The sequence below is a fragment of the Pseudomonas sp. MPB23 genome, assembly GCF_046605395.1.
Lineage (GTDB): Bacteria > Pseudomonadota > Gammaproteobacteria > Pseudomonadales > Pseudomonadaceae > Aquipseudomonas.
The window spans coordinates 2,857,754-2,879,987 of sequence record NZ_CP176771.1; the positions used below are offsets into that span (position 1 = coordinate 2,857,754).

The 22,234-nt window shown below is 64.4% G+C and carries 8 protein-coding genes; 5 read left to right on the top strand and 3 right to left on the bottom strand.

Annotated features, from left to right (window positions below; all coding sequences use genetic code 11):
- Positions 1-42 precede the first annotated feature (42 nt).
- Both ACLH0J_RS13265 and ACLH0J_RS13270 read left to right on the top strand, forming a co-directional pair.
- Positions 43-12,939, top strand: coding sequence for a non-ribosomal peptide synthetase (locus ACLH0J_RS13265; protein WP_411392315.1), 12,897 nt, complete (start codon positions 43-45; stop codon positions 12,937-12,939).
- A 187-nt stretch (positions 12,940-13,126) separates the two neighbouring features.
- On the top strand, positions 13,127-15,784 hold the full coding sequence (locus ACLH0J_RS13270) for a hypothetical protein (protein WP_411392316.1): 2,658 nt from the start codon (positions 13,127-13,129) through the stop codon (positions 15,782-15,784).
- Between the two features lie 65 nt (positions 15,785-15,849).
- On the opposite strand, the gene dsbG is transcribed toward ACLH0J_RS13270, so the two are convergent.
- Genes dsbG through dsbD form a run of 3 tightly spaced genes read right to left on the bottom strand, consistent with a single transcriptional unit; the run spans position 15,850 to position 19,165 of the window.
- Positions 15,850-16,611 (bottom strand): thiol:disulfide interchange protein DsbG, encoded by a 762-nt coding sequence (dsbG, locus tag ACLH0J_RS13275; protein WP_411392317.1) that lies wholly within the window; start codon positions 16,609-16,611, stop codon positions 15,850-15,852.
- Positions 16,587-17,438, bottom strand: a complete 852-nt coding sequence (locus ACLH0J_RS13280; RefSeq protein ID WP_411392318.1) for a prolipoprotein diacylglyceryl transferase family protein — start codon at positions 17,436-17,438, stop codon at positions 16,587-16,589. The genes dsbG and ACLH0J_RS13280 overlap by 25 nt, the downstream gene beginning before the upstream one ends.
- Entirely contained in the window at positions 17,438-19,165 is a 1,728-nt protein-coding gene (gene dsbD, locus ACLH0J_RS13285; RefSeq protein ID WP_411392319.1) for a protein-disulfide reductase DsbD, read from the bottom strand. Before dsbD ends, ACLH0J_RS13280 begins: the two co-directional genes overlap by 1 nt.
- Positions 19,166-19,339: 174 nt before the next feature.
- Between dsbD and ACLH0J_RS13290 the strand changes: the two genes are divergently transcribed.
- From ACLH0J_RS13290 to ACLH0J_RS13300, 3 genes are all read left to right on the top strand, one after another.
- The gene (locus ACLH0J_RS13290) at positions 19,340-20,020 is read left to right on the top strand and encodes a response regulator (protein ID WP_411392320.1); all 681 of its coding nucleotides are present in this window, start codon (positions 19,340-19,342) and stop codon (positions 20,018-20,020) included.
- Positions 20,017-21,339 (top strand): ATP-binding protein, encoded by a 1,323-nt coding sequence (locus ACLH0J_RS13295; RefSeq protein ID WP_411392321.1) that lies wholly within the window; start codon positions 20,017-20,019, stop codon positions 21,337-21,339. The genes ACLH0J_RS13290 and ACLH0J_RS13295 overlap by 4 nt, the downstream gene beginning before the upstream one ends.
- A gap of 121 nt (positions 21,340-21,460) precedes the next feature.
- Positions 21,461-22,228 carry an N-acetylmuramoyl-L-alanine amidase gene (locus tag ACLH0J_RS13300; protein WP_411392322.1) on the top strand — a complete coding sequence of 256 codons (768 nt, stop codon included), beginning with the start codon at positions 21,461-21,463 and terminating at the stop codon, positions 22,226-22,228.
- Positions 22,229-22,234 lie beyond the last annotated feature (6 nt).

Sequence of the window (22,234 nt, forward strand, 5' to 3'; positions counted from 1 at the left end):
GATTCCCGAATTTCCCGTAAGCCGATTTCAGGCAGGAACCCCATGATGGACGCCTTCGAACTTCCCCGTACCCTGGTCCAGTCCCTTCAACGTCGCGCCGCGCAGACCCCGGACCAGGTGGCCCTGCGCTTCCTCGCCGAGTCGGCCGAGCACAACGTTGTACTCACTTACCGCGACCTGGACCTGCGCGCCCGCACCCTCGCCGCCGCCTTGCAGGCGCGGGCAGCGTTGGGCGACCGTGCGGTGCTGTTGTTCCCCAGTGGCCCGGATTACGTCGCCGCGTTCTTTGGGTGCCTGTACGCCGGAATCATCGCGGTGCCGGCCTATCCGCCGGAATCCACGCGACGTCACCACCAGGCGCGCCTGCTGTCGATCATCAGCGATGCCGAGCCTTGCCTGCTGCTGACCGTCGCCAGCTTGAGCGATGGCTTGGCGCAACTCGACAACGCGCCGCCGGTGCTGAGCGTCGACACCCTCGACGCCCAGATCGCGAGCGCCTGGATCGCGCCCGCGCTGCAACCCGATGACATCGCCTTCTTGCAATACACCTCCGGCTCCACCGCGCAGCCCAAGGGCGTGCAAGTCAGCCACGGCAATCTGGTGGCCAACGAAGTGCTGATCCGGCGCGGCTTCGGCATCGACCTGAACCCCGACGATGTGATCGTCAGTTGGCTGCCGCTGTACCACGACATGGGCCTGATCGGCGGCCTGTTGCAACCGATCTTCAGCGGCGTGCCGTGCGTGTTGATGTCGCCGGCGTACTTTCTGGGGCGGCCATTGCGCTGGCTGGAAGCGATCAGCGAATACGGCGGCACCATCAGCGGCGGGCCGGATTTCGCCTACCGCCTGTGCAGCGAACGGGTCAGTGAGTCGGCGCTGGAACGCCTGGACTTGAGCCGGTGGCGCATGGCCTATTCGGGCTCCGAACCGATCCGCCTCGACACCCTGGAACGCTTCGCCGAGAAGTTCGCCCCCTGCGGTTTCACTCCGAGCAATTTCTTCGCCTCCTATGGGCTGGCCGAAGCCACGCTGTTTGTTGCCGGCGGCCGCCGCGGTCATGGCATTCCAGCGCTGCGCGTGGACGCGCAGGCCCTGGCCGCCAACCGCGCCGAGCCTGGGCAGGGCCCTGCGATCATGAGCTGTGGCACCCGCCAGCCGGACCACGCGGTCTTGATCGCCGACCCCCACACCTTGCGCGAACTGGCCGACCATTGCGTCGGCGAACTCTGGGCCAGCGGGCCGAGCATCGCCCACGGCTACTGGCGCAACCCCGAAGCCACGGCGAGTACCTTCGTGCAGCATGCCGGTCGTACCTGGCTGCGCACCGGCGACCTGGGCTTTATCCACGAGGGCGAGGTGTACATCACCGGGCGCCTGAAAGACCTGCTGATCGTGCGCGGCCACAACCTCTATCCCCAGGACATCGAGCAGACCATCGAGCGCGAAGTGGAGGTGGTGCGCAAGGGCCGGGTCGCCGCATTCGCAGTGAATGACCAGGGCCAGGAAGGCATCGGCATCGCGGCGGAAATCAGCCGCAGCGTGCAAAAGATTCTGCCGCCCGAAGCGTTGATCAAGGCGATCCGCCAGGCCGTGGCCGAGGCTTACCAGGAGGCGCCGAGCGTGGTGGTGTTGCTCAATCCGGGCGCACTGCCGAAGACCTCCAGCGGCAAGGTGCAGCGTGGGGCGTGTGCGATTCGCCAGGCCGATGGCAGCCTCGACAGTTATGCGCAATTTCCCGATCTGCACGCGCCGGCGAGCGAGGCCGGATTGGCCTCCGAACTGCAACAGCGGATCGCCGCGATCTGGTGCGAGCAGTTGCAGGTCGCCACGGTCGCTGCCGACGACCACTTCTTCCTGCTGGGCGGCAACTCCATCAGCGCCACCCAAGTGGTCGCACGCCTGCGCGAAAGCCTGGGCCTGGAGTTGAACCTGCGCCTGCTGTTCGAAGCGCCAACCCTGGAAGGCTTTGCCGCGAGCGTCGCGCAATGGCAGCAGGACGGCGGCGTTGCCCAAGGCGCGATCCACAGCCTGTCGCGTCACGAAGACCTGCCCCAATCCCTGGCCCAGAACCGCCTGTGGATCACCTGGCAACTGGACCCGCACAGCAGCGCCTACACGATTCCCGGTGCCTTGCGCTTGCGCGGCGAGCTGGACGAAGACGCGGTGCGCACCAGCTTCGAGCACCTGATCCAGCGCCACGACGCCCTGCGCACACGCTTCTACGAGCGCGATGGCCGTGCCTTCCAGCGCGTGGAGGCGAGCGTCGAGTTCGACCTGCAAGTGATCGACCTCAGCGACCTGCCGGCGGCCGAGCGCGAAGCCCGCGCGCAGCAGATCCGCGACGACGAAGCGCGCACCCGGTTCGACCTGGAAAGCGGCCCGCTGCTGTGGGTCACCCTTGTGCGTCTGGACGATGACGATCACCAGTTGCTGGTGACGCTGCACCACATCATCGCTGACGGCTGGTCGCTCACGCTGTTGATCGACGAGTTCTCGCGCCTGTACGCCGCCACGGTCCAGGGCCAGCCCCTGGCGCTGCCGCCGCTGGCCTTGCAGTACGCCGACTATGCCAGTTGGCAACGCCAATGGCTGGCCGAAGGCGAAGGTGAGCGCCAACTGGCGTATTGGAAAGCGCAGTTGGGCGATGAGCATCCGCCCTTGAGCCTGGCCACCGACCACCCGCGTTCGGCGCAGCAGCGCCATAGCGCGTCGCGCCATACGGTGCGCCTGGACGCCGGCCTCTGCGCAGCGCTTCGCCAGACCGCCCAGGCCCATGAGGCCACCACGTTCATGCTGTTGCTGGCGACCTTCCAGACCTTGCTCTATCGCTACAGCGGCCAGCGCGATATTCGTATCGGCGTGCCCAACGCCAACCGCCCGCGCCAGGAAACCCACGGGCTGATCGGCTTCTTTATCAACCCCCAGGTACTGCGTGCCGAACTGGATGGGCGCCAGCCATTCAACCAACTGCTGGCGGCGACACGCCAGGCCGCATTGGGCGCTCAGGCTCATCAGGACTTGCCCTTCGAACAACTGCTGGAAGCCTTCCCTCACGCCCGCGAACAAGGCCTGTTCCAGGTCATGTTCAACCACCAGCAACGCGACCTCACGGCTTTGCGCCGCTTGCCCGGCCTGCTCGCCGATGAGCTGGCTTGGCACAGCCGCGAAGCCAAGTTCGACCTGCAACTGCACAGCGAAGAAGACCGCAATGGGCGCCTGAGCCTGTCGTTCGATTACGCCGACGAGCTGTTCGACGGCGCGACGGTCCAGCGCCTGGCCGAGCACTTCGTCACCCTGTTGCACGCGGTGTGTGCGCAACCGCAACGTGCCCTCGGCGACCTCCAATTGATGCCGCAGGATGAACAGCAAGCATGGAGCCAGGCGCCGTGCGCGCCCGCTCGGCAGTGGCTGCCGGAGTTGCTCAACCAACAGGTCTCGGAGCGCACCGCGCTGGTCTGGGAGGGCGGCAGCCTGACCTTTGCCCAACTGCACACCCAGGCCAACCGCCTGGCCCATTACCTGCGCGATAAAGGCGTCGGCCCGGACGTGTGCGTGGCCATCGCCGCCGAGCGTTCGCCGCAACTGCTGATCGGCCTGCTGGCGATCATCAAGGCCGGTGGCGCCTATGTGCCGCTGGACCCGGATTACCCCGCCGAGCGCCTGGCCTACATGCTCAAGGACAGCGGCGTGCACCTGCTGCTGACCCAGACCGCGTTGCTCGACCGCATACCGAGCGCCGTCGGCGTGGGCGTGATCGCCATGGACAGCCTGCACCTGGACAACTGGCCCACCCAGCCACCGGGCCTGCATCTGGAGGGCGACAACCTCGCCTACGTGATCTACACCTCCGGTTCCACCGGCCAGCCCAAGGGCGTGGGCAATACCCACGCGGCCCTGGCCGAGCGCTTGCAGTGGATGCAGGCCACTTATCAACTCAACGACACCGATGTGCTGATGCAAAAGGCGCCGATCAGTTTCGACGTGTCGGTGTGGGAATGCTTCTGGCCCCTCATCACCGGTTGCCGCCTGGTGCTGGCCGGTCCTGGCGAACATCGTGATCCGCAGCGCATTGCGCAGTTGGTGCAGATGTATGGCGTGACCACGCTGCACTTTGTGCCGCCGCTGTTGCAGTTGTTTATCGACGAACCGTTGGCGGCCGAATGCACCAGCCTGCGACGCCTGTTCTCCGGCGGCGAAGCCTTGCCCGCCGAGCTGCGCAATCGTGTATTGGCGCAGTTGCCGGCGGTGCAATTGCACAACCGTTATGGCCCGACCGAGACCGCGATCAACGTCACCCATTGGCACTGTCGCACCTCGGATGGCGAGCGCTCGCCGATTGGTCGACCGCTGGGCAATGTGATCTGCCGCGTGCTGGATGCGCAGCTCAATCCGGTGCCGCTCGGTGTGCCGGGTGAACTGTGCATCGGCGGCATCGGCCTGGCGCGTGGCTACCTCGGCCGTGCCGGGTTGACCGCCGAGCGTTTTGTCGCCGACCCCCTGGGCGAGCCGGGCGCGCGCCTGTATCGCAGCGGCGACCGCGCACGCTGGAGCGCCGAGGGTGTGCTGGAGTACCTTGGTCGCCTCGATCAGCAGGTCAAGCTGCGTGGCTTTCGCGTCGAGCCAGAAGAAATCGAGGCCCGTATGCTGGCCCTCGACGGCATCGCCCAGGCCGTGGTGCTGGTGCGCGATGCGCAGTTGATCGGCTACTACACCGGCCATGCCGCGCTGAACGAGCCGGCGGTGAAAACCGCCCTGGCCGCCGAACTGCCGGAATACATGGTGCCGGCCTGCTTGATGCACCTGGACGCCATGCCCCTGAGCCCCAGCGGCAAACTGGACCGCCGTGCCTTGCCGGCGCCGGTGTGGCAAACCCGCGAACATGTGGAACCGCAAACACCGTTGCAGCAGCAGATCGCGGCGATCTGGCGCGAAGTCCTCGGCCTGCCGCGCATCGGCTTGGGCGATGACTTTTTCGCCCTCGGCGGCCACTCGCTGCTGGCCACGCAAATCATCTCCCGCACCCGCCAGGCCTGCGACGTCGAGCTGGCGCTGCGCACCTTGTTCGATGCCAGTGAACTGGGCGCGTTTGCCGAGCAAGTGCGGTTGATCCAGGCGGCCGGGCAACGTAACCAACAGACGGCCATCGCCAAGGTCGACCGCCGCCAGAAGGTGCCGTTGTCCTATTCCCAGCAGCGCATGTGGTTCCTGTGGCAGATGGAACCGGACAGCCCGGCCTACAACGTCGGCGGCATGGCGCGCCTGCGCGGCGTGCTGGATGTGGGGCGTTTCGAGGCGGCATTGCAGGCCCTGATCATGCGCCACGAAACCCTGCGCACCACGTTCCCCAGCGTCGACGGCGTGGCCTGGCAGCGGGTTTCGCTACAGACCGACCTGCGCATGGGCTGGCAGGATTTCTCCGCGCTCGACGAAACCGCACGCCAGCAGCGTCTGCAGCAACTGGCCGATGTCGAGGCCCACACGCCGTTCAATCTGGAAACCGGGCCATTGCTGCGCGCGAGCCTGATCAAGGCCGGCGAGCAGGAACATTACCTGGTGCTGACCCTGCACCATATCGTCACCGAAGGCTGGGCCATGGACATCTTTGCCCGTGAACTCAGCGCCCTGTACGAAGCCTTCATCGACGAGCGCGACTCGCCGCTGGCGCCGTTGCCGGTGCAGTACCTCGACTACAGCGTGTGGCAACGCCAGTGGCTGGAAGGCGGCGAACGCCAGCGCCAACTGGATTACTGGACCGCGCAACTGGGCAGCGAACACCCGCTCTTGGAACTGCCCGCTGACCGTCCACGCCCGCCGGTGCAAAGCCACCGGGGCGAACTGTACCGTTTCGACCTGAGCGATGAACTGGCCGCGCGCGTCCGGGCGTTCAATGCCGAACGTGGCCTCACGTTGTTCATGACCATGACCGCCACCCTGGCGGTGTTGCTCTATCGCTACAGCGGCCAGACCGACCTGCGTATCGGCGCACCGGTGGCCAACCGGATCCGCCCGGAAAGCGAAGGGCTGATCGGCGCATTCCTCAACACCCAGGTGCTGCGTTGCCAGCTCAACGGGCAGATGCAAGTCGGTGAGTTGTTCGACCAGGTGCGCCACACCGTGATTGAGGGCCAGTCCCACCAGGACCTGCCGTTCGATCATCTGGTCGAAGCCCTGCAACCGCCGCGCAGCGCCGCGTACAACCCGCTGTTCCAGGTGATGTGCAACGTGCAGCGCTGGGAATTCCAGCAGCGCCGCCCACTGGCCGGCATGAGCGTGGAATACCTGGCCAACGATGCCCGCGCGACCAAGTTCGACCTCAACCTGGAAGTCACCGACCTCGACCATCGCCTGGGCTGCTGCCTGACCTACAGCACCGACCTGTTCGACGAGCCGCGCATCGCACGCATGGCCGAGCATTGGCGCAATCTGCTCGAAGCGTTGATCGCCAGCCCCGAACAGCGTCTCAGTGAGCTGCCGTTGCTCAGCGCCGTCGAACAGCGGGCGTTGCAGGACAGCCTGGGCGTGGAGGTCGGCGAGCATCGCCTCGACCAGTGCATCCATGCGCTATTCAGCCAGCAGGCGGTTCAGCATGCCGAGGCGCCCGCGCTGACCTTTGCAGGGGTGACCCTCACTTACGCCGAACTGAACGCCCGCGCCAATCGCCTGGCCTGGATGCTGCGCGAGCGTGGCGTCGGCCCGCAGGTGCGTGTCGGCCTGGCGCTGCCGCGCTCGCTGGAAATGGTCATCGGCCTGCTGGCGATCCTCAAGGCCGGCGGCGCCTATGTGCCGCTGGACCCGGAATACCCGCTGGATCGCCTGCATTACATGATCGAAGACAGCGGCATCGGCCTGCTGCTCAGTGATGCGGCAATGTTCGAAGCCCTTGGCGAATTGCCGGCGACGGTGGCGTGCTGGTGCCTGGAAGATGATTCGCCGGTGCTCGCCCATTACCCGGCGCGCGAGTTGCCGTTTATCAGCCTGGCGCAGCATCAGGCGTACCTGATCTACACCTCCGGCTCCACCGGTAAGCCCAAAGGCGTGGTGGTGTCCCACGGTGAAATCGCCATGCATTGCCAGGCGGTGATCCGCCGTTTCGGCATGCGTGCCGATGACTGCGAGCTGCATTTCTATTCGATCAACTTCGACGCAGCCACCGAGCGCTTGCTGGTGCCGTTGCTCTGCGGTGCGCAGGTGGTGGTGCGTGCCCAGGGCCAGTGGGATGCCGAGGAAATCTGCGCGCTGATTCGCCGCCATCGCGTCACGGTCCTGGGGTTCACCCCCAGCTATGGCAGCCAGTTGGCGCAATGGCTGGCGACCCAGCAGCAGACCCTGCCGGTGCGCATGTGCATCACCGGCGGCGAAGCGCTGACCGGCGAGCACCTGCAGCGCATCCGCGCGGCGTTCCAGCCGGCGCTGTTTTTCAACGCCTACGGCCCGACCGAAACCGTGGTGATGCCACTGGCCAGCCTTGCGCCGCAGCAACTGGAGGAGGGCGCCGGCAGTGTGCCGATCGGCAGCATCATCGGCGAGCGGATGGCTTACATTCTCGACGCCGACCTGGCCCTGGTGCCGCAAGGCACGACCGGTGAGTTGTATGTCGGCGGTGCCGGTTTAGCCCAGGGTTACCACGAACGTCCGGGCATGACCGCCGAGCGTTTCGTCGCCGACCCGTTCGCCGCCGATGGCGGCCGCTTGTACCGTACCGGCGACCTGGTGCGCCAACGCACCGATGGCCTGGTGGAATACCTGGGGCGCATCGACCACCAAGTGAAGATTCGCGGTTTCCGCATCGAGTTGGGCGAGATCGAAACCCGCCTGCTGGAACACCCTACGGTGCGCGAAGCGGTGGTGCTGGCCCTGGATTCACCGAGTGGCAAGCAACTGGTGGCGTACCTGGTCAGCGATGCCGAGCACGGCACCTTGCGCGAAGCACTCAAGGCTCATCTCAAGGCGCAGTTGCCCGACTACATGGTGCCCGCGCACCTGATCGTGCTGGACAGCATGCCGTTGACCGCCAACGGCAAACTCGACCGCCGGGCGTTGCCGGCACCGGACCCCGAAGCCAATCGCCAAGCGTATGTGGCCCCTCGCAACGCGCTGGAAAGCGCATTGGCGGCGATCTGGTGCGCGGTGCTGAACGTGCCGCAAGTCGGCCTCGACGATAACTTCTTTGAATTGGGCGGCGACTCGATCCTGTCGATCCAGGTGGTCAGTCGCGCGCGGCAGGCCGGGATTCACTTCAGCCCCCGCGACCTGTTCCAGCACCAGACCGTGCAGACCCTGGCCGCCGTGGCCACACGCGCCGAACAGGTCACGGCCGAGCAGGGCGTGCTTACCGGCAGCTCAGGCCTTACGCCGATCCAGCAGTGGTTCTTCGACACCGACATCCCCAATCGTCAGCACTGGAACCAGGCATTGCTGCTCAAGCCGCTGCAACTGCTGGAGCCCCATCGCCTGGAGCAAGCGCTGCTGGCGGTGCTGGAACACCACGATGCCCTGCGCCTGAGCTTCACCCGACGCGATGCCCGCTGGCACGCCGAACACATGGCCGTGCCCGCGGGCGGCCTGTTGATGCAGGCGCAAGTACAAGAGATGCAACAATGCACCGCGCTGTTCACCGACACCCAGCGCAGCCTCGACCTGCAACACGGCCCCCTGATGCGCGCGCTGCTGGTGGACGGTCCCCAGGGCCAGCAACGCCTGCTGATCGCGATCCATCACCTGGTGGTGGACGGCGTGTCGTGGCGGGTGTTGCTGGAAGACCTGCAAAACGTCTACCGCCAACTCAGCGACGGCCAGCCCGTCAGCCTGCTGGCCAAGACCTGCGCCCTGCGCGATTGGGCCGCGCGGTTGCAGGCGTATGCCGGCAGCGAATCCCTGCGCGAAGAATTGCAGCTCTGGCAGCAGCAGTTGGCCGGTCCCGCCGTGCCGTTGCCGGTGGAGCGTCCCCAGGGCGCGCGGCGCAACCGCGACGCCGACACCGTCAGCGTGCGCCTGGATGCCGAGCGCACCCGCCAGTTGCTGCAACAGGCGCCGAGCGCCTATCGCACCCAGGTCAACGACCTGCTGCTGACTGCCCTGGCCCGTGTGCTGTGCCGCTGGAGCGGGCACGCCTCGGCGCTGATCCAACTGGAAGGCCATGGCCGCGAAGCCCTGTTCGATGACATCGACCTGACCCGCAGCGTCGGCTGGTTCACCAGCGCTTATCCGTTGCGCCTGACTCCGCACGCCGGGCAGGGCGACTCGATCAAGGCGATCAAGGAGCAACTGCGCGGCGTACCGCACAAAGGCCTGGGCTATGGCGTGCTGCGTTACCTCGCGGACGATGCGTGCCGGCAGGCCATGGCCGCGCTGCCGACGGCCGAGATCACCTTCAACTACCTCGGCCAGTTCGACCAGAGCTTTGGTGCCGAGGCGCTGTTCCACCCGCTGGACGAATCCGCCGGCCTGGCCCATGACCCGGACGCGCCGCTGCCCAATGACCTGAGCGTGGACGGCCAGGTGTACGGCGGCGAACTGCTGCTGCGCTGGACCTTCAGCCGCGAACGCCACGACCCGCAGACGATCCAGGACCTGGCCGATGCGTACCGCGCCGAACTGCACAGCCTGATCGCCCATTGCCTCACGCCCGATGCCGGCGGCCTCACGCCGTCCGACTTCCCCCTGGCGCGCCTGACCCAGCCGCAACTGGATGCCCTGCCGGTACCGGCCAGCGCCATCGAAGACGTGTACCCGCTGACCCCGATGCAGGAAGGCCTGTTGTTGCACACCCTGCTCGAACCCGGCACCGGCCTCTACTACATGCAGGACCGCTACCGCATCGACAGCGCCCTGGACCCTGCGCGTTTCGCCCAGGCCTGGCAAGCGGTGATCGCCCGCCACGAAGCCTTGCGCGCCTCATTCTGCTGGAACGTCGGCGAAGACATGCTGCAAGTGATCCACAAACCCGGCAGCACGCCGATCGAGTACCTGGACTGGAGCGCCGACCCCGAGGCCGAACACGAGCCGCGTCTGCAAGCCCTGCTCAAGCAAGAGCGCGAGGCCGGTTTCGATCTGCTCAACCAGGCGCCGTTCCACCTGCGCCTGATCCGCGTCGGCCAAGCGCGCTACTGGTTCATGATGAGCAACCACCACATCCTCATCGATGCCTGGTGCCGTTCGCTGCTGATGAATGACTTCTTCGATCTCTACATCGCCCTCGGCGAAGGCCGCAACGCGCAACTGGCCACACCGCCGCGCTACCGCGACTACATCGCCTGGCTGCAACGCCAGAACCTGGCCGAAGCGCGCCAGTGGTGGCAGCAGAACCTGCAGGGTTTCGAGCGCACCACGCCGATCCCCAGCGACCGGCCGTTCCTGCGCGAACACGCGGGCCACAGCGGCGGCATGCTGGTGGGCGACTGCTACACGCGCCTCGATGCCAGCGACGGTGTGCAACTGCGCGAACTGGCCCAGGCCCATCAACTCACGGTCAACACCTTCGCCCAGGCAGCCTGGGCCTTGGTACTGCGGCGCTTGAGCGGCGAGCGCGACGTGCTGTTCGGCGTCACCGTGGCGGGTCGCCCGGTGGACATGCCGCAGATGCAACGCACGGTCGGTCTGTTCATCAACAGCGTTGCGCTGCGGGTGACGCTGCCCGAGGACGATCAGCGCTGCAGCGTGCGCCAGTGGTTGAACGCGTTGCTCGACAGCAACATGCAACTGCGCGAGTACGAATACCTGCCGTTGGTGACGATCCAGGAACACAGCGAACTGCCCAAGGGCCAGCCGCTGTTCGACAGCCTGTTCGTGTTTGAAAACGCCCCGGTGGACGTATCGGTGCTGGACCGCGCCCACCGCCTCAAGGCCACTTCGGATTCCGGTCGCACCCACACCAACTTCCCGCTGACCGCCGTGTGCTATCCGGGGGATGAGCTTGGCCTGCATCTGTCCTATGACCAGCGCTACTTCGACGAAACCACCGTGCAAGGCATGCTCGGCGAGTTCAAGCGCCTGTTGCTGGCGCTGGTGCAGGGCTTCCATGGCGACATGGCCGACCTGCCGCTGATCGGTGCGCAGGAGCGCGCGTTCCTGGTGGATGGCTGCAACCAGAGCGAGCACGCCTACCCGCTGGAGCGCAGCTATGTCGAGCTGTTCGAGGCGCAGGTGCAGCAGCATCCACAACGCATCGTCGCCCGTTGCCTCGACCAGCAATGGAGCTATGACGAGTTGAACCGCCGTAGTAACGGCCTGGGGCATGCGCTGATCGCTGCCGGCGTTGGTGTGGATCAGCCGGTGGCGTTACTGGCCGAGCGCAGCCTCGATCTGCTGGGCATGATCGTCGGCAGCTTCAAGGCCGGTGCCGGTTACCTGCCGCTGGACCCCGGCCTGCCGCTGCCGCGCCTGAGCCGCATCATCGAGCTGAGCCGTACGCCGTTGCTGGTGTGCACCGAGGCGTGCCGCGAGCAGGCCATTGCGTTGCTGGATGGCGTCGACTGCCAGTTGCTGGTGTGGGAGGACGTGCCGGCCCGTGGCGAAAACCCAGGCCTCTACAGCGCCCCGAACAGCCTCGCCTACGTGATCTACACCTCGGGTTCCACCGGCTTGCCCAAAGGCGTCATGGTCGAACAGCGCGGCATGCTCAATAACCAGTTGAGCAAGGTGCCGTACCTGCAACTGAGCGAGAGCGATGTGATCGCCCAGACCGCTTCGCAAAGCTTCGATATTTCCGTGTGGCAATTCCTCGCCGCGCCGCTGTTCGGTGCGCGGGTGGACATCGTGCCGAACGCCATCGCCCACGATCCGCAAGGCTTGCTGGCCCATGTACAGGCCCACGGCATCAGTGTGCTGGAGAGCGTACCGTCGCTGATCCAGGGCATGCTGGCCCAGGAGCGTCTGCACCTGGACGGCTTGCGCTGGATGTTGCCGACCGGCGAGGCAATGCCGCCGGAACTGGCGCACCAGTGGCTGCAGCGGTATCCGCAGATCGGCCTGGTGAACGCCTACGGCCCGGCGGAATGCTCCGACGATGTGGCGTTCTTCCGGGTCGACGAGGCCTCGACCCGTGGTACTTACCTGCCGATTGGCACACCGACCGATAACAACCGCCTGTACTTGCTGGACGGCGCGCTGGAACTGGTGCCCCAAGGCGCGGTGGGCGAGTTGTGCGTGGCCGGTATCGGTGTCGGTCGCGGCTACGTCGGCGATCCGCTGCGCACCGCGCCGGTGTTCGTGCCCAACCCGTTCGGCGCGCCGGGCGAGCGCTTGTACCGCACCGGCGACCTGGCCCGTCGACGTCGCGATGGCGTGCTGGAATATGTCGGGCGTATCGATCATCAGGTGAAGATCCGCGGCTACCGCATCGAACTGGGGGAAATCGAAGCGCGTCTGCATGAGCAGCCGGAGGTTCGCGATGCGGCCGTCGGCGTGCAGGAGGGCGTCAACGGCAAGCACCTGGTGGGTTACCTGGTGGCGGCTGACGATACGCTGCCTTCAACCGAGCGCCTGGAGCGCATCAAGCAACACCTGCGCGCCGAACTGCCGGACTACATGGTGCCGGTGCACTGGCTCTGGCTCGAGCGCCTGCCGCTCAACGCCAACGGCAAACTCGACCGCCAGGCCCTGCCGGCCCTGGAGATCGGCCAGTTGCACAGCCAGGATTACCTGGCGCCGCGCAACGCACTGGAAACCACCCTGGCCGCGATCTGGGCCGAGGTGCTGAAGGTCGAAAGGGTGGGGGTGCAGGACAACTTCTTCGAGTTGGGCGGTCACTCGTTGCTGGCCACGCAGATTGCCTCACGGGTGCAGAAAACCCTGCAACGGGACGTGCCGCTGCGGGCCATGTTCGAGTGCAGCACGGTGGCGGAATTGGCTGCGTACATCGACGGGTTGGCGGGCAATGAGATCAGCGCAGAGAAGGTGGATCGGTTGAGTGATTTGATGGCGGAGTTGGAGGGGCTTTAAGTCGTGATGGTACCCCCATCCTGGATGACCAGGCAGGGGTACCGTTGGTCGGCCAGAGTGCTTTCGACCGTCTTAACTGTGAATTCTGACAGTAGGCAACCCCTGTATTTCAAGCGTTAGATAACCGTAGATTTGCGCCTGCTCGCCAGGCTGGCTGGTTATCTTCCTTTGGACAGGAGGTTTCGTCATGGTTAAAAAAACGCCCCCCCAGCATTCGCAAACGGCCACTGCCGAATTGCCGTACCCGCAGATCCAGTCCGCGACAAACAACAACATCCTGTACCCCCTCGATGCGGAACACGGCACCGCTGCATCGGGCCTGCTTGGGCAAAATATTTTGCTTCATTGGGCGATCAAGGATCAGCAACAACCGACGTTCGAGCCAATCGCCCATGCGGGTAGCGCCAGTGGCACGAGCACTGTGCCCATTCCATGGCCGTACGTGAGCAGTTGCATCGGGCGCACGGTGTTGATCTGGTACACGGCAATCGTAGGTGGCCAGGCCAGTCAGTCGCTGGTGCTGGAATTGGAGATCCAGCAAATCCGCGAAGCGGACCTGCGCGAATCACTGCCGAAATTTTTCCACGCCAAGCTGGAATGGAGCACGTTATGGCTGAACATGTTCGACTTTCAGGGCGATGAGAGTATCGAGATCAAGGCGTGGCCGATGATCCAAGCGGGGCAGAGGCTGTTCGTCACGGTTGCCGGTGACCAGCATCAAGTGCCGTACGCGTTCATCTGGGTGGCCTTTGACCATGTCGTGACGGCAGAGGAGGCCGATCCAGCGCATGAGTTCAAGTTCAGGTTGCCCCGTAGTTGGCTGGCCCAGCGCGAGGACTATTCGGCGTTGACCACCCATATGGGGGTGATCTGGGATGGTAGCGAACCTGTGCTGCCGACTCCCGATGATCCTGTGCATGAGAATCCGCTGCCCATCAACGCCCAGGATTTTCACCTGCGTACCACGACATTGCTGCGGGTGGACCCTGCGTTGCACCTGCAGCCACCGCACCTCAAGGAGTCAGTGGATTGCGGGGCCGAGGGCTGGCTGGTCAACCCGGTGAACACTGTGGAGGGGGCGCATATTGTCATTGCCTACGACGGGATTCACGCTGGTGACAGGGTTTGTCCGAACGTTGAGGGGGCCGCAGGTGCTGGTTCACCCGCGCTTGAATGCCGTACGGTGCAGGAGGGGGAAAACAGCCTTGAGTTCAAGTTGGCGCCCTCGGTGATCAGTGCCAATTTCCGGCAGAAGATGGTACTCAGTTATGTGGTTTACAGCCGTTCCGGGACCTGGCTGTCGCCGTCGCGGGAGGTAACTGTGCTGGATATCAGCGGGTTGCCGGGCCCGATGGTCGAGCAAGCTACCGGGACGACGCTGGACCTCAATACGTTCAGCGGCGATCCCGATGGCGTGGTCATTCCCTGGAACTACATCGCCCTGGGCCAGCTTTGCTGGCTGTGGGTCACCGGCACGCTGGAGGATGGCAGCCCCTATCGCTTCGAGGTACTGGAAGGCGAACAGCTGAGCGAGGCGTGGCTGGTCAGTGGCGTCAATACGCCGTTACCGCGTCAGGAGCTGCAGAAGCTGGCGGATTGCAGCGACTTTGAGGTGCATTTTGCGGTGAGCTTCAATGGCCGGGGCAATCAGGCTGATGCGAAGCAGTTCCCGGTGTTGACCCTCGGCATCGCCCAGGAAGACCTGGTGCTCGACGCGCCCGCGGTGCGCGAAGCGGTGGGTTCGCAGCTCACGGTCTACAATGGTCGCGACGGCGTAACGGTGCGGGTGGCCTACGCGCTGATCAGCTCCCGACATAGCATCAGCCTGTGCTGGCAACGCACCGACGGTACCTGCTTGCCGCTGGCGCCCAAACCCGGTAGCACCGAGCCGAGCCACGTGGACTTCCAGATTCCTCGGGAAGCGGTGATCCGGGGCATCGGCAAGACGGTCAAGATCAACTACACCGTGAACAGCCGCTGCAAGGTTGCCACTTCGCCGGACCTGGATTTGCAGATCAGCGTGCCGGTGCGCCTGCCGGCGCCGGTAGTGCCGCAGGCGACCGATAGCATTCTGGATTTGGCGACCTTTAGCGGTGACGCCGATATCACCGTTGATCCATGGTGGTTTATCTTGCCGGGACAAAGAGTCTGGTTACGCGCAGAGGGCACTAAAGTTGACGGTACTGCCTACACCATCAATGTCTACTTGGGGGAGGTGTTAACGGCGACAGAAGTGAATGCGGGGTTGAATAAAGTGCTAAGTCGATCTGAACTTGGACTGTTGAAACATGACTCATCCTTGATATTCACCTGCAAGGTCACCGCTGATGGAAGTGCCCGCGAAAGCGAGGCTGTGGTGTTCATTGCGCTGGAACTGGTTTTGAGAAGGCCGCTTATCATTATTGAAGAGCGATTTGAAGATCAAACTACGCGTAGTTATACGGCCGGTGGTGTTGTCGAGACGCCTACCATGAACGTGACATTCGTTTCAGGCCCGTTTACCGCAGGCATCTTGGCATATGAATATAATCAGTTTTCGTCTGGACAAACGTATGTGTTATGCCGGGATATTCACCATACAGAGCTCCCGCAAAAACATCGGTTTGATTTTAAGTATATGTTGGAGTACGTGAAGTTTGCCTGGGTATGGAAGCAGTTTCCGGGACAAGTAATATTTTATGATGATCGGAATCATGTACTTGCCGCGCTTGATTTTCCTGAAGAAAATCGTGGCGGATTTTGGGTTGAGTATTCAGCGTCAAACGGACATGTTATTTCAAGTATGGAGGTCCTCGTAGAAGACTATTCATTCATCGATAACTTTACGATGCATTATCGTCCGTAAGGTGTTGAGTCATTAAGAATGCCCGCCTGTGAGGCGGGTATTTTTATCTGTTTTTTCAGCGTAAATCACTTGGCGCCAAGTATCTTCACCAACTTCTCCGGCGACGGCGCCCCTTGCTGTTGCTGCAAGCCGCCCTTGTCGTCCAGATAGAAAATCGCCGGCGTGGCCGACAGCTCCAGTTCTTCCATCAACTTCATGTTCGCCTCGAGCTTGGCCTCGATGTCCGCCGGGATCTTGTCCAGCGCCTTCAATTTGCTGCCTTTGCCGGCGCCTTCGTGTTCCTCCAGGGCTTTTTGCGGGTCTTTGGCAGCGAGCAGGGCGGCCGACTTGCCGGGGCTGTCTTCGCGGATGATGCCGACCATGATGTGGCGCAACTGCACCTTGCCGGCTTTTACCCACGGGCGGGCCTGTTCCCAGAACATGTTGCAGTATGGGCAGTTGGGGTCGCTGAACAGGTAGACGGTACGTGGTGCGTTTTTGTCGCCGTCCTGGATCCAGCTGCTTTTTTCCATCTTGGCCCAGATTTCCTTGGCCATCGGCGCGTACACCAGTTGTTCCAGGGGTGCGGTGCTCAGGTCGTTGCCCTGGGCGTCGTACAGGTTGCCGGCGATCACGCTCTTGCCGTCGGCGGTCAGGTACAGCGCCATGCCGCGGTTTTGGTATTGCGCGGCGTAGCCGGTGAGGCCGCTGGGGGCGTCGAACTTGCCGATGATTTTGGCGCCCTTGGCTTCGATCTGTTTGATCGGCGCCGGCCAGTCTTCGGCCTGGGCCAGGGTGGCCATCAATGTGAGCGGCAGCAGGGTCAGCAGGTGGCGGAGGCGGGGCATGTCGGTTTCCTTGGGGCGGCAGGTTCGGTGTCGAAGGGTTCCATCGCACGGGCCAGGCTGGCCTCGGACAATTCACCCAGGTGGCTGTTGATCAGGCGGCCGTCGGCTCGGTAGAACAGCGTGGTCGGCAAGGCCATGGAACCCACGGCCTGACCGAGACGGCCGCTGGCGTCGAACAGCACGTTGTCGAGGGTCAGGCCCTGGGTGGCGAGGAAGGTGCTGACGCTTTGCATGCCTTCGGCCTGGTTGACGAACAGGAAGGTCACGTCGGGACGCTGGTGTTGGGCGCGTTCCAGCACCGGCATTTCCCGGCGGCACGGCGGGCACCAGGTGGCCCACAGGTTGATCACCAGCGGGCCGCCTTTGTAGTCGGCCAGTTGCACCACCTCGCCCTCGGCGTTGCGCAAGGTGATGTCCGGCAGTTGCGAGCCCTTGTCGTACAGGCTCAGGGACAGGCTGGTCATGCCCCAGAACAGCAGCCCGGTGATCACCCCGGCGCTCAACGGCTTGCGCAGCGCCGGGCGCCGCCAGCCATAAGCCAGCGCGCCCAGGATCAGCGCAATCACACCGGGCCAGGCGAGAAAGCCACCGTCGCGCAGGTCGACCATCTGCAGCCAGTCGTTGCGGTAGTAACTCCAGTACATCAGCACGAAGCTGATACGTGCAGTCAGCATGCCCAAGAGGAACAGGCTGAACAGCACCGACTCCGGGTTTTCACCGCCACGCTTGGCCACGCGCCAACCCACCAGGGTGGCGAGAATCAGTGCGCTGATCAGCAGGATGTGATTCAGGGCGATGGCGAAGGTGCCGATGGTCAGGGTCAGCATCAGCGGGCTTCCCGGGTCTGATTCCAGCGTTGCAGGAAGGTGTCGGCATTCACCTCGCCGGTGATGCGCTGGGCGCGGCGTTCTTCGCCATTGGGGCCGATCCAGATAAAGGTCGGCGGGCCGGGAATCTTGTAGCGTTCCAGCAGTTCACGGCTGGCAGCATTGTCCGCGGTCACGTCAACTTTGAGCAGGCGCACGCCGTTAAGGGCTGCCATGACCTCGGGTTGACCGAACACGTCTTTTTCCATGACCTTGCACGACCTGCACCAGTCGGCGTAGTAGTCGAGCAACACCCATTGGCCCTTGGCCTTGGCTTCGTCGAGCTGGCCTTGCAGGGCCGCGGGTGTGGTCACGGTGGTAAAGGCTTCGTGGGCGCTGGTTGCGGCCTCGGCTCGCGAACCGCTGTAGACCTTCAACGGTTGCCAGACGTCATCGCTGCCGCCCGCCGCGCCGACCAGCAGCAGCCCGCCCCACAGCCCCAGGACGATGGAACCGGCGCCGGACAGCATGGCCACGCGGCCGAAATCCTGGGCCAGGCGCCAGCCGCAATAGGCCATGGCCAACGCCAATGCGCCCCACAGGCCAAGCCAGAGATTGTCGCCGACCACCGGGCGAATCATCAGGATCGCGGTGCCCAGGAACAGGAAGCCGAAGACGCCCTTGAGCACATTCATCCAGGTGCCGGGCTTGGGCAGGAAGCGATTGCCCACGGTCACCAGCAGCAACAGCGGCACGCCAATGCCGATGCCCATGGCGAACAGGATCAGCCCGCCATGCAGGGCGTTGCCGCTCTGGGCGATATAGAGCAGCGCGCCGGCCAGGGGCGCGGTCATGCAGGGGCCGACCAGCAGGCCGGACAGGGCGCCGAGCGCTCCGGCACCGATCAGGCTGCCGCCGCTGCGGCTGCGGCTGACGTTGTCCAGGCGGTCACGCACGGCCACCGGCAGTTGTAATTCAAAGAAGCCGAACATCGGCAGGGCGAGGATCACGAACAAGGCGGCGAAGCTGCCGAGGATCCACGGAGTTTGCAGCAGGGCAGCGAGGTTGGCGCCGAGCAGGGCGGCCAGGACGCCCAGCGCGGCGTACACCAGGGCCATGCACACCACGTAGCTGCCGGCCAGGGCAAAGCCGCGACGCGGGCCGGCGCCACTGCCCACGACCAGGCCGGCGAGGATTGGCAACATCGGCAACGAACACGGAGCAAACGCCAGCAACAGGCCCAAGCCAAAGAACACCAGCAGGCTCCAGCCCAGGCTGCGTTGTTGCAGGCCGCTGGCCAGGCTCTGGTCCTGGGCTTGCGCGGTGGCCGCAACGGCCGGGTTGCCGCCCAGGTCCACGCTGATCGACTGCGGTGGATAGCACAGGCCCGCGTCGGCGCAGCCCTGCCAGCCCAGTTTGACCTGGCCGGTAACCCCGGGGGGAATCTTCACTTCCAGGCCCTGGCGATACACTTGCTGCTCGCCGAAGAACTCATCGCTGTGGGCTTCACCCTGGGGCAGCACTGGCTTTTCGGCCAGGCCGTCGAACTTCATGCGCTGCTGGTACAGGTAATAGCCGTCGGCGATCTGCCAATACAGTTGGGTCTCGCCGGACTCCAGGCGTTCGGAGGTAAAGGTGAACGCCTTTTCTACCGGGAGGAAATCGGGTTTGGTCTCAAAAGGGTTGCCCGGCGCGGCCTGGGCGAACCCGGCGAACAACACCAGCAAAAAGGTAAACAGATGCCCCATGGTCAAGCCTTAGTTCGTTGCAAGTAGGCACACAATGTGTGCCGTTGATTAACCGATGATTAACCGGCGCTATTCTAGAGGGTAGGGATTGTCTGATGTAGCGAACTTTGGCGGCATAATGCGCGCTTAATCCATTCCTTTTCTAATCCCCCCATCTTTCATGAAGGGTTCACCATGCACGTACTGGTCTGTGAAGACGACAAGCTGATCGCCAGCGGCATCGTCGCCGGCCTCGGCGCCCAGGGCTTTACCGTCGAACACGTGGCCACGGCTGCTGCCGCGCGGGCGATGCTCAAGGCGGCGACGTTCGACATCATGGTGCTCGACCTCGGCCTGCCCGACGAAGACGGCCTCAAGCTGCTGCAGCAACAGCGCAGCCAGGGCCTGGAGATCCCGGTGCTGATTCTCACCGCACGGGATTCGGTGACCAACCGCGTCGACGGCCTGCAGGCCGGCGCCGACGACTACCTGCTCAAGCCGTTCGACCTGCGTGAACTCGCCGCGCGCCTGCAAACCCTGTTGCGGCGCGTGGCGGGACGCAGCGTCAACCTGATCGAGCACGGCCGCCTGGCCTACGACCCGAGCAGCCGCGAGACTTTCCTCGGCGGCCAGCCGGTGGACCTCTCGCGCCGCGAGCAGGCGCTGTTGCAGGCCCTGCTCCACAACAAGGGCCGGGTGCTGTCCAGCGAGCAGCTCAAGGACAGCGTCTACGGTTTCAGCGACGAACTGGAAAGCAACGCCCTCAACGTGCACATCCACCACCTGCGGCGCAAATTGGGCAACGGCATCGTCGAGACCGTGCGCGGCCTCGGTTACCGCCTGGGCCCGGCTGACGGTGGAGAACCACCCCAGTGAACAGCCTGCGCCTGCGCCTGACCTTCAAGCTCGGCGCCGCTTTCGTGCTGATCTGGGCCCTGGCGGCGGCCTGGATGCTCAACGATCTGCGCAACCAGATGATGTTTTCCCTCGATCAGCGCCTGGTGGCGTCCGCACGCATGGTGGCGGGGCTGACCGAGCAGATGCCGGGCCTGGCCAGTGTGAGCGGCGGTGCGCATTTGAGCACCGAGCAGTTGCATGTGCCGGGCGGCATGGCCTGTCAGGTCAGCTCCTTGCGCGGGGAAATCCTGGCGCGCAGCCATACCACGCCGGATGAAGGCCTGGAGTCGCACAGGAGCGGCTTTCGCGACCAGGTGATCGACGGCGTGGCCTGGCGCAGTTTCACCCTGTCCCGTGGCGACCTGTTGATCACCACCGCCGACCGCCAGGTGGAGCGTGAGGCGTTGAACCTGTCGATCCTGCTCGCGGCCTCGGTGCCGGTGGGCGTGGCGATGCTGGGTTGCCTGTGCCTGCTGTGGCTGGGCATCGGCCAGAGCCTGCTACCGCTCAACCGCATGCGCGACGCGCTGATGCGGCGCAGCGCCGACTCCCTTGAGCCGCTGCAGATTCACCCATTGCCCAGCGAACTCAAGCCGTTGCTCGACACCCAGAACCAACTGCTGCAGCGCATCGCCAAGACCATCGAGCGCGAACGCCGCCTGACCGGTGACGCCGCCCATGAACTGCGCAGCCCGCTGACGGCAATCAAGACCCACCTGCAAGTGGCGCGCATGACCGACGGTGCGGCCCGCGATCAGTCCCTGGCCCACGCCGAGGAAGGCGCCGACCGTCTGCACCACACCCTGGAGCAATTGCTGTTGCTGGCGCGGGTGGAGGGCAGCCTGTCGTTTGACGATGGCCTGCAGTCCAGCGCCGAGGAAGTGGCGCGGCTGGCGATCCAGGATGCGAATGCCGGCGACAATCAGCGCATCGACCTGATCCTGCCGGACAACCTCATCGACACCCCGGTGGACATGCCCGTGGGGCTGGCGGTCGCGGCCCTGCGCAACTTGCTGGACAACGCCTTGCGCCATACGCCAGCAGACACACGGGTGGAGCTCAGTGTGTTCACCGCGGGCGAGCAGGTGGTGTTCCGCGTGCGTGACCACGGCAAGCAGATAGCCGCCGAAGACCTGCAATACCTGACCCAACGCTTCTGGCGCAATGGCAGCAGCGAAGGCTGTGGCCTGGGGCTGGCGATCGTGCAGGCGATCGTGCAGCGCTGCGCCTGCTCGTTGACCTTCGACAGCCAGCCCGATGGCCTGCGCGTCGACCTGGGCATGCCACTGCGGCGCTGATCGAGTTTTTCACGTGCCAAATAGTTACCGCCCTCTTGAAGTTCAACCCTTCAGGATGGCGATGATTTTTTGCGCTTGAACGGGCTGAATGACTCGGCCTGGCTTGAAAAGGACAGCTCTCATGTTGGTGATCGATACCAGTTTTCCCGCCAGAGATTTCAATGACCGCAACAACGAACCGGTGCGGCAGGTGGTGCTGCATTACACCGCCGAACCCTTTGCCTCATCCCTGCATTGCCTGACGCGGCGTGGCGTCAGCGCACACTATCTGCTGCCCGACCCGCACGACCCCAGTTACCGCGCCGCCGGCTACGACGAGCTGCGTGCGTTTCGCCTGGTGGACGAGGACAAGCGCGCCTGGCACGCCGGGGCCAGTCAGTGGCGTGGGCGCGACAACCTCAACAGCCGTTCGATCGGCATCGAAATCGTCAACCAGGCGCGGGATGACGGCGGGGTATTGCGCTTTCCGGCGTACCCTGACGAGCAGATCGAAGTCTTGATCGCACTGCTTCGCGACATTCTGGAGCGTTATCCGCAGATCGGTCCTACCGACATTCTCGGCCATAGCGACGTGGCGTACTGGCGCAAGAACGATCCGGGGCCTCGGTTGCCCTGGCGTTGTTTGTACGAAGCCGGCATCGGCGCCTGGTTCGATGAGCCGACCCAGGCGATGTACCTGCGGCGGTTCTGCGTGGCGTTGCCACCCGAGGTTGAAGTGGAGCGCGCGTTTCAGCGCTATGGCTACGCACCGGCCAAGAATCGCCAGGGCTTTGAACGCAGGACACGGGCGTTTCAGATGCACTTTCGACCGCGAGAGTATGGTGGGGGGCTGGATGCGCAGACCTGCGCGATTCTGTATGCGTTGAATGAAAAATACCGGGGGCTTTGAGGTTGG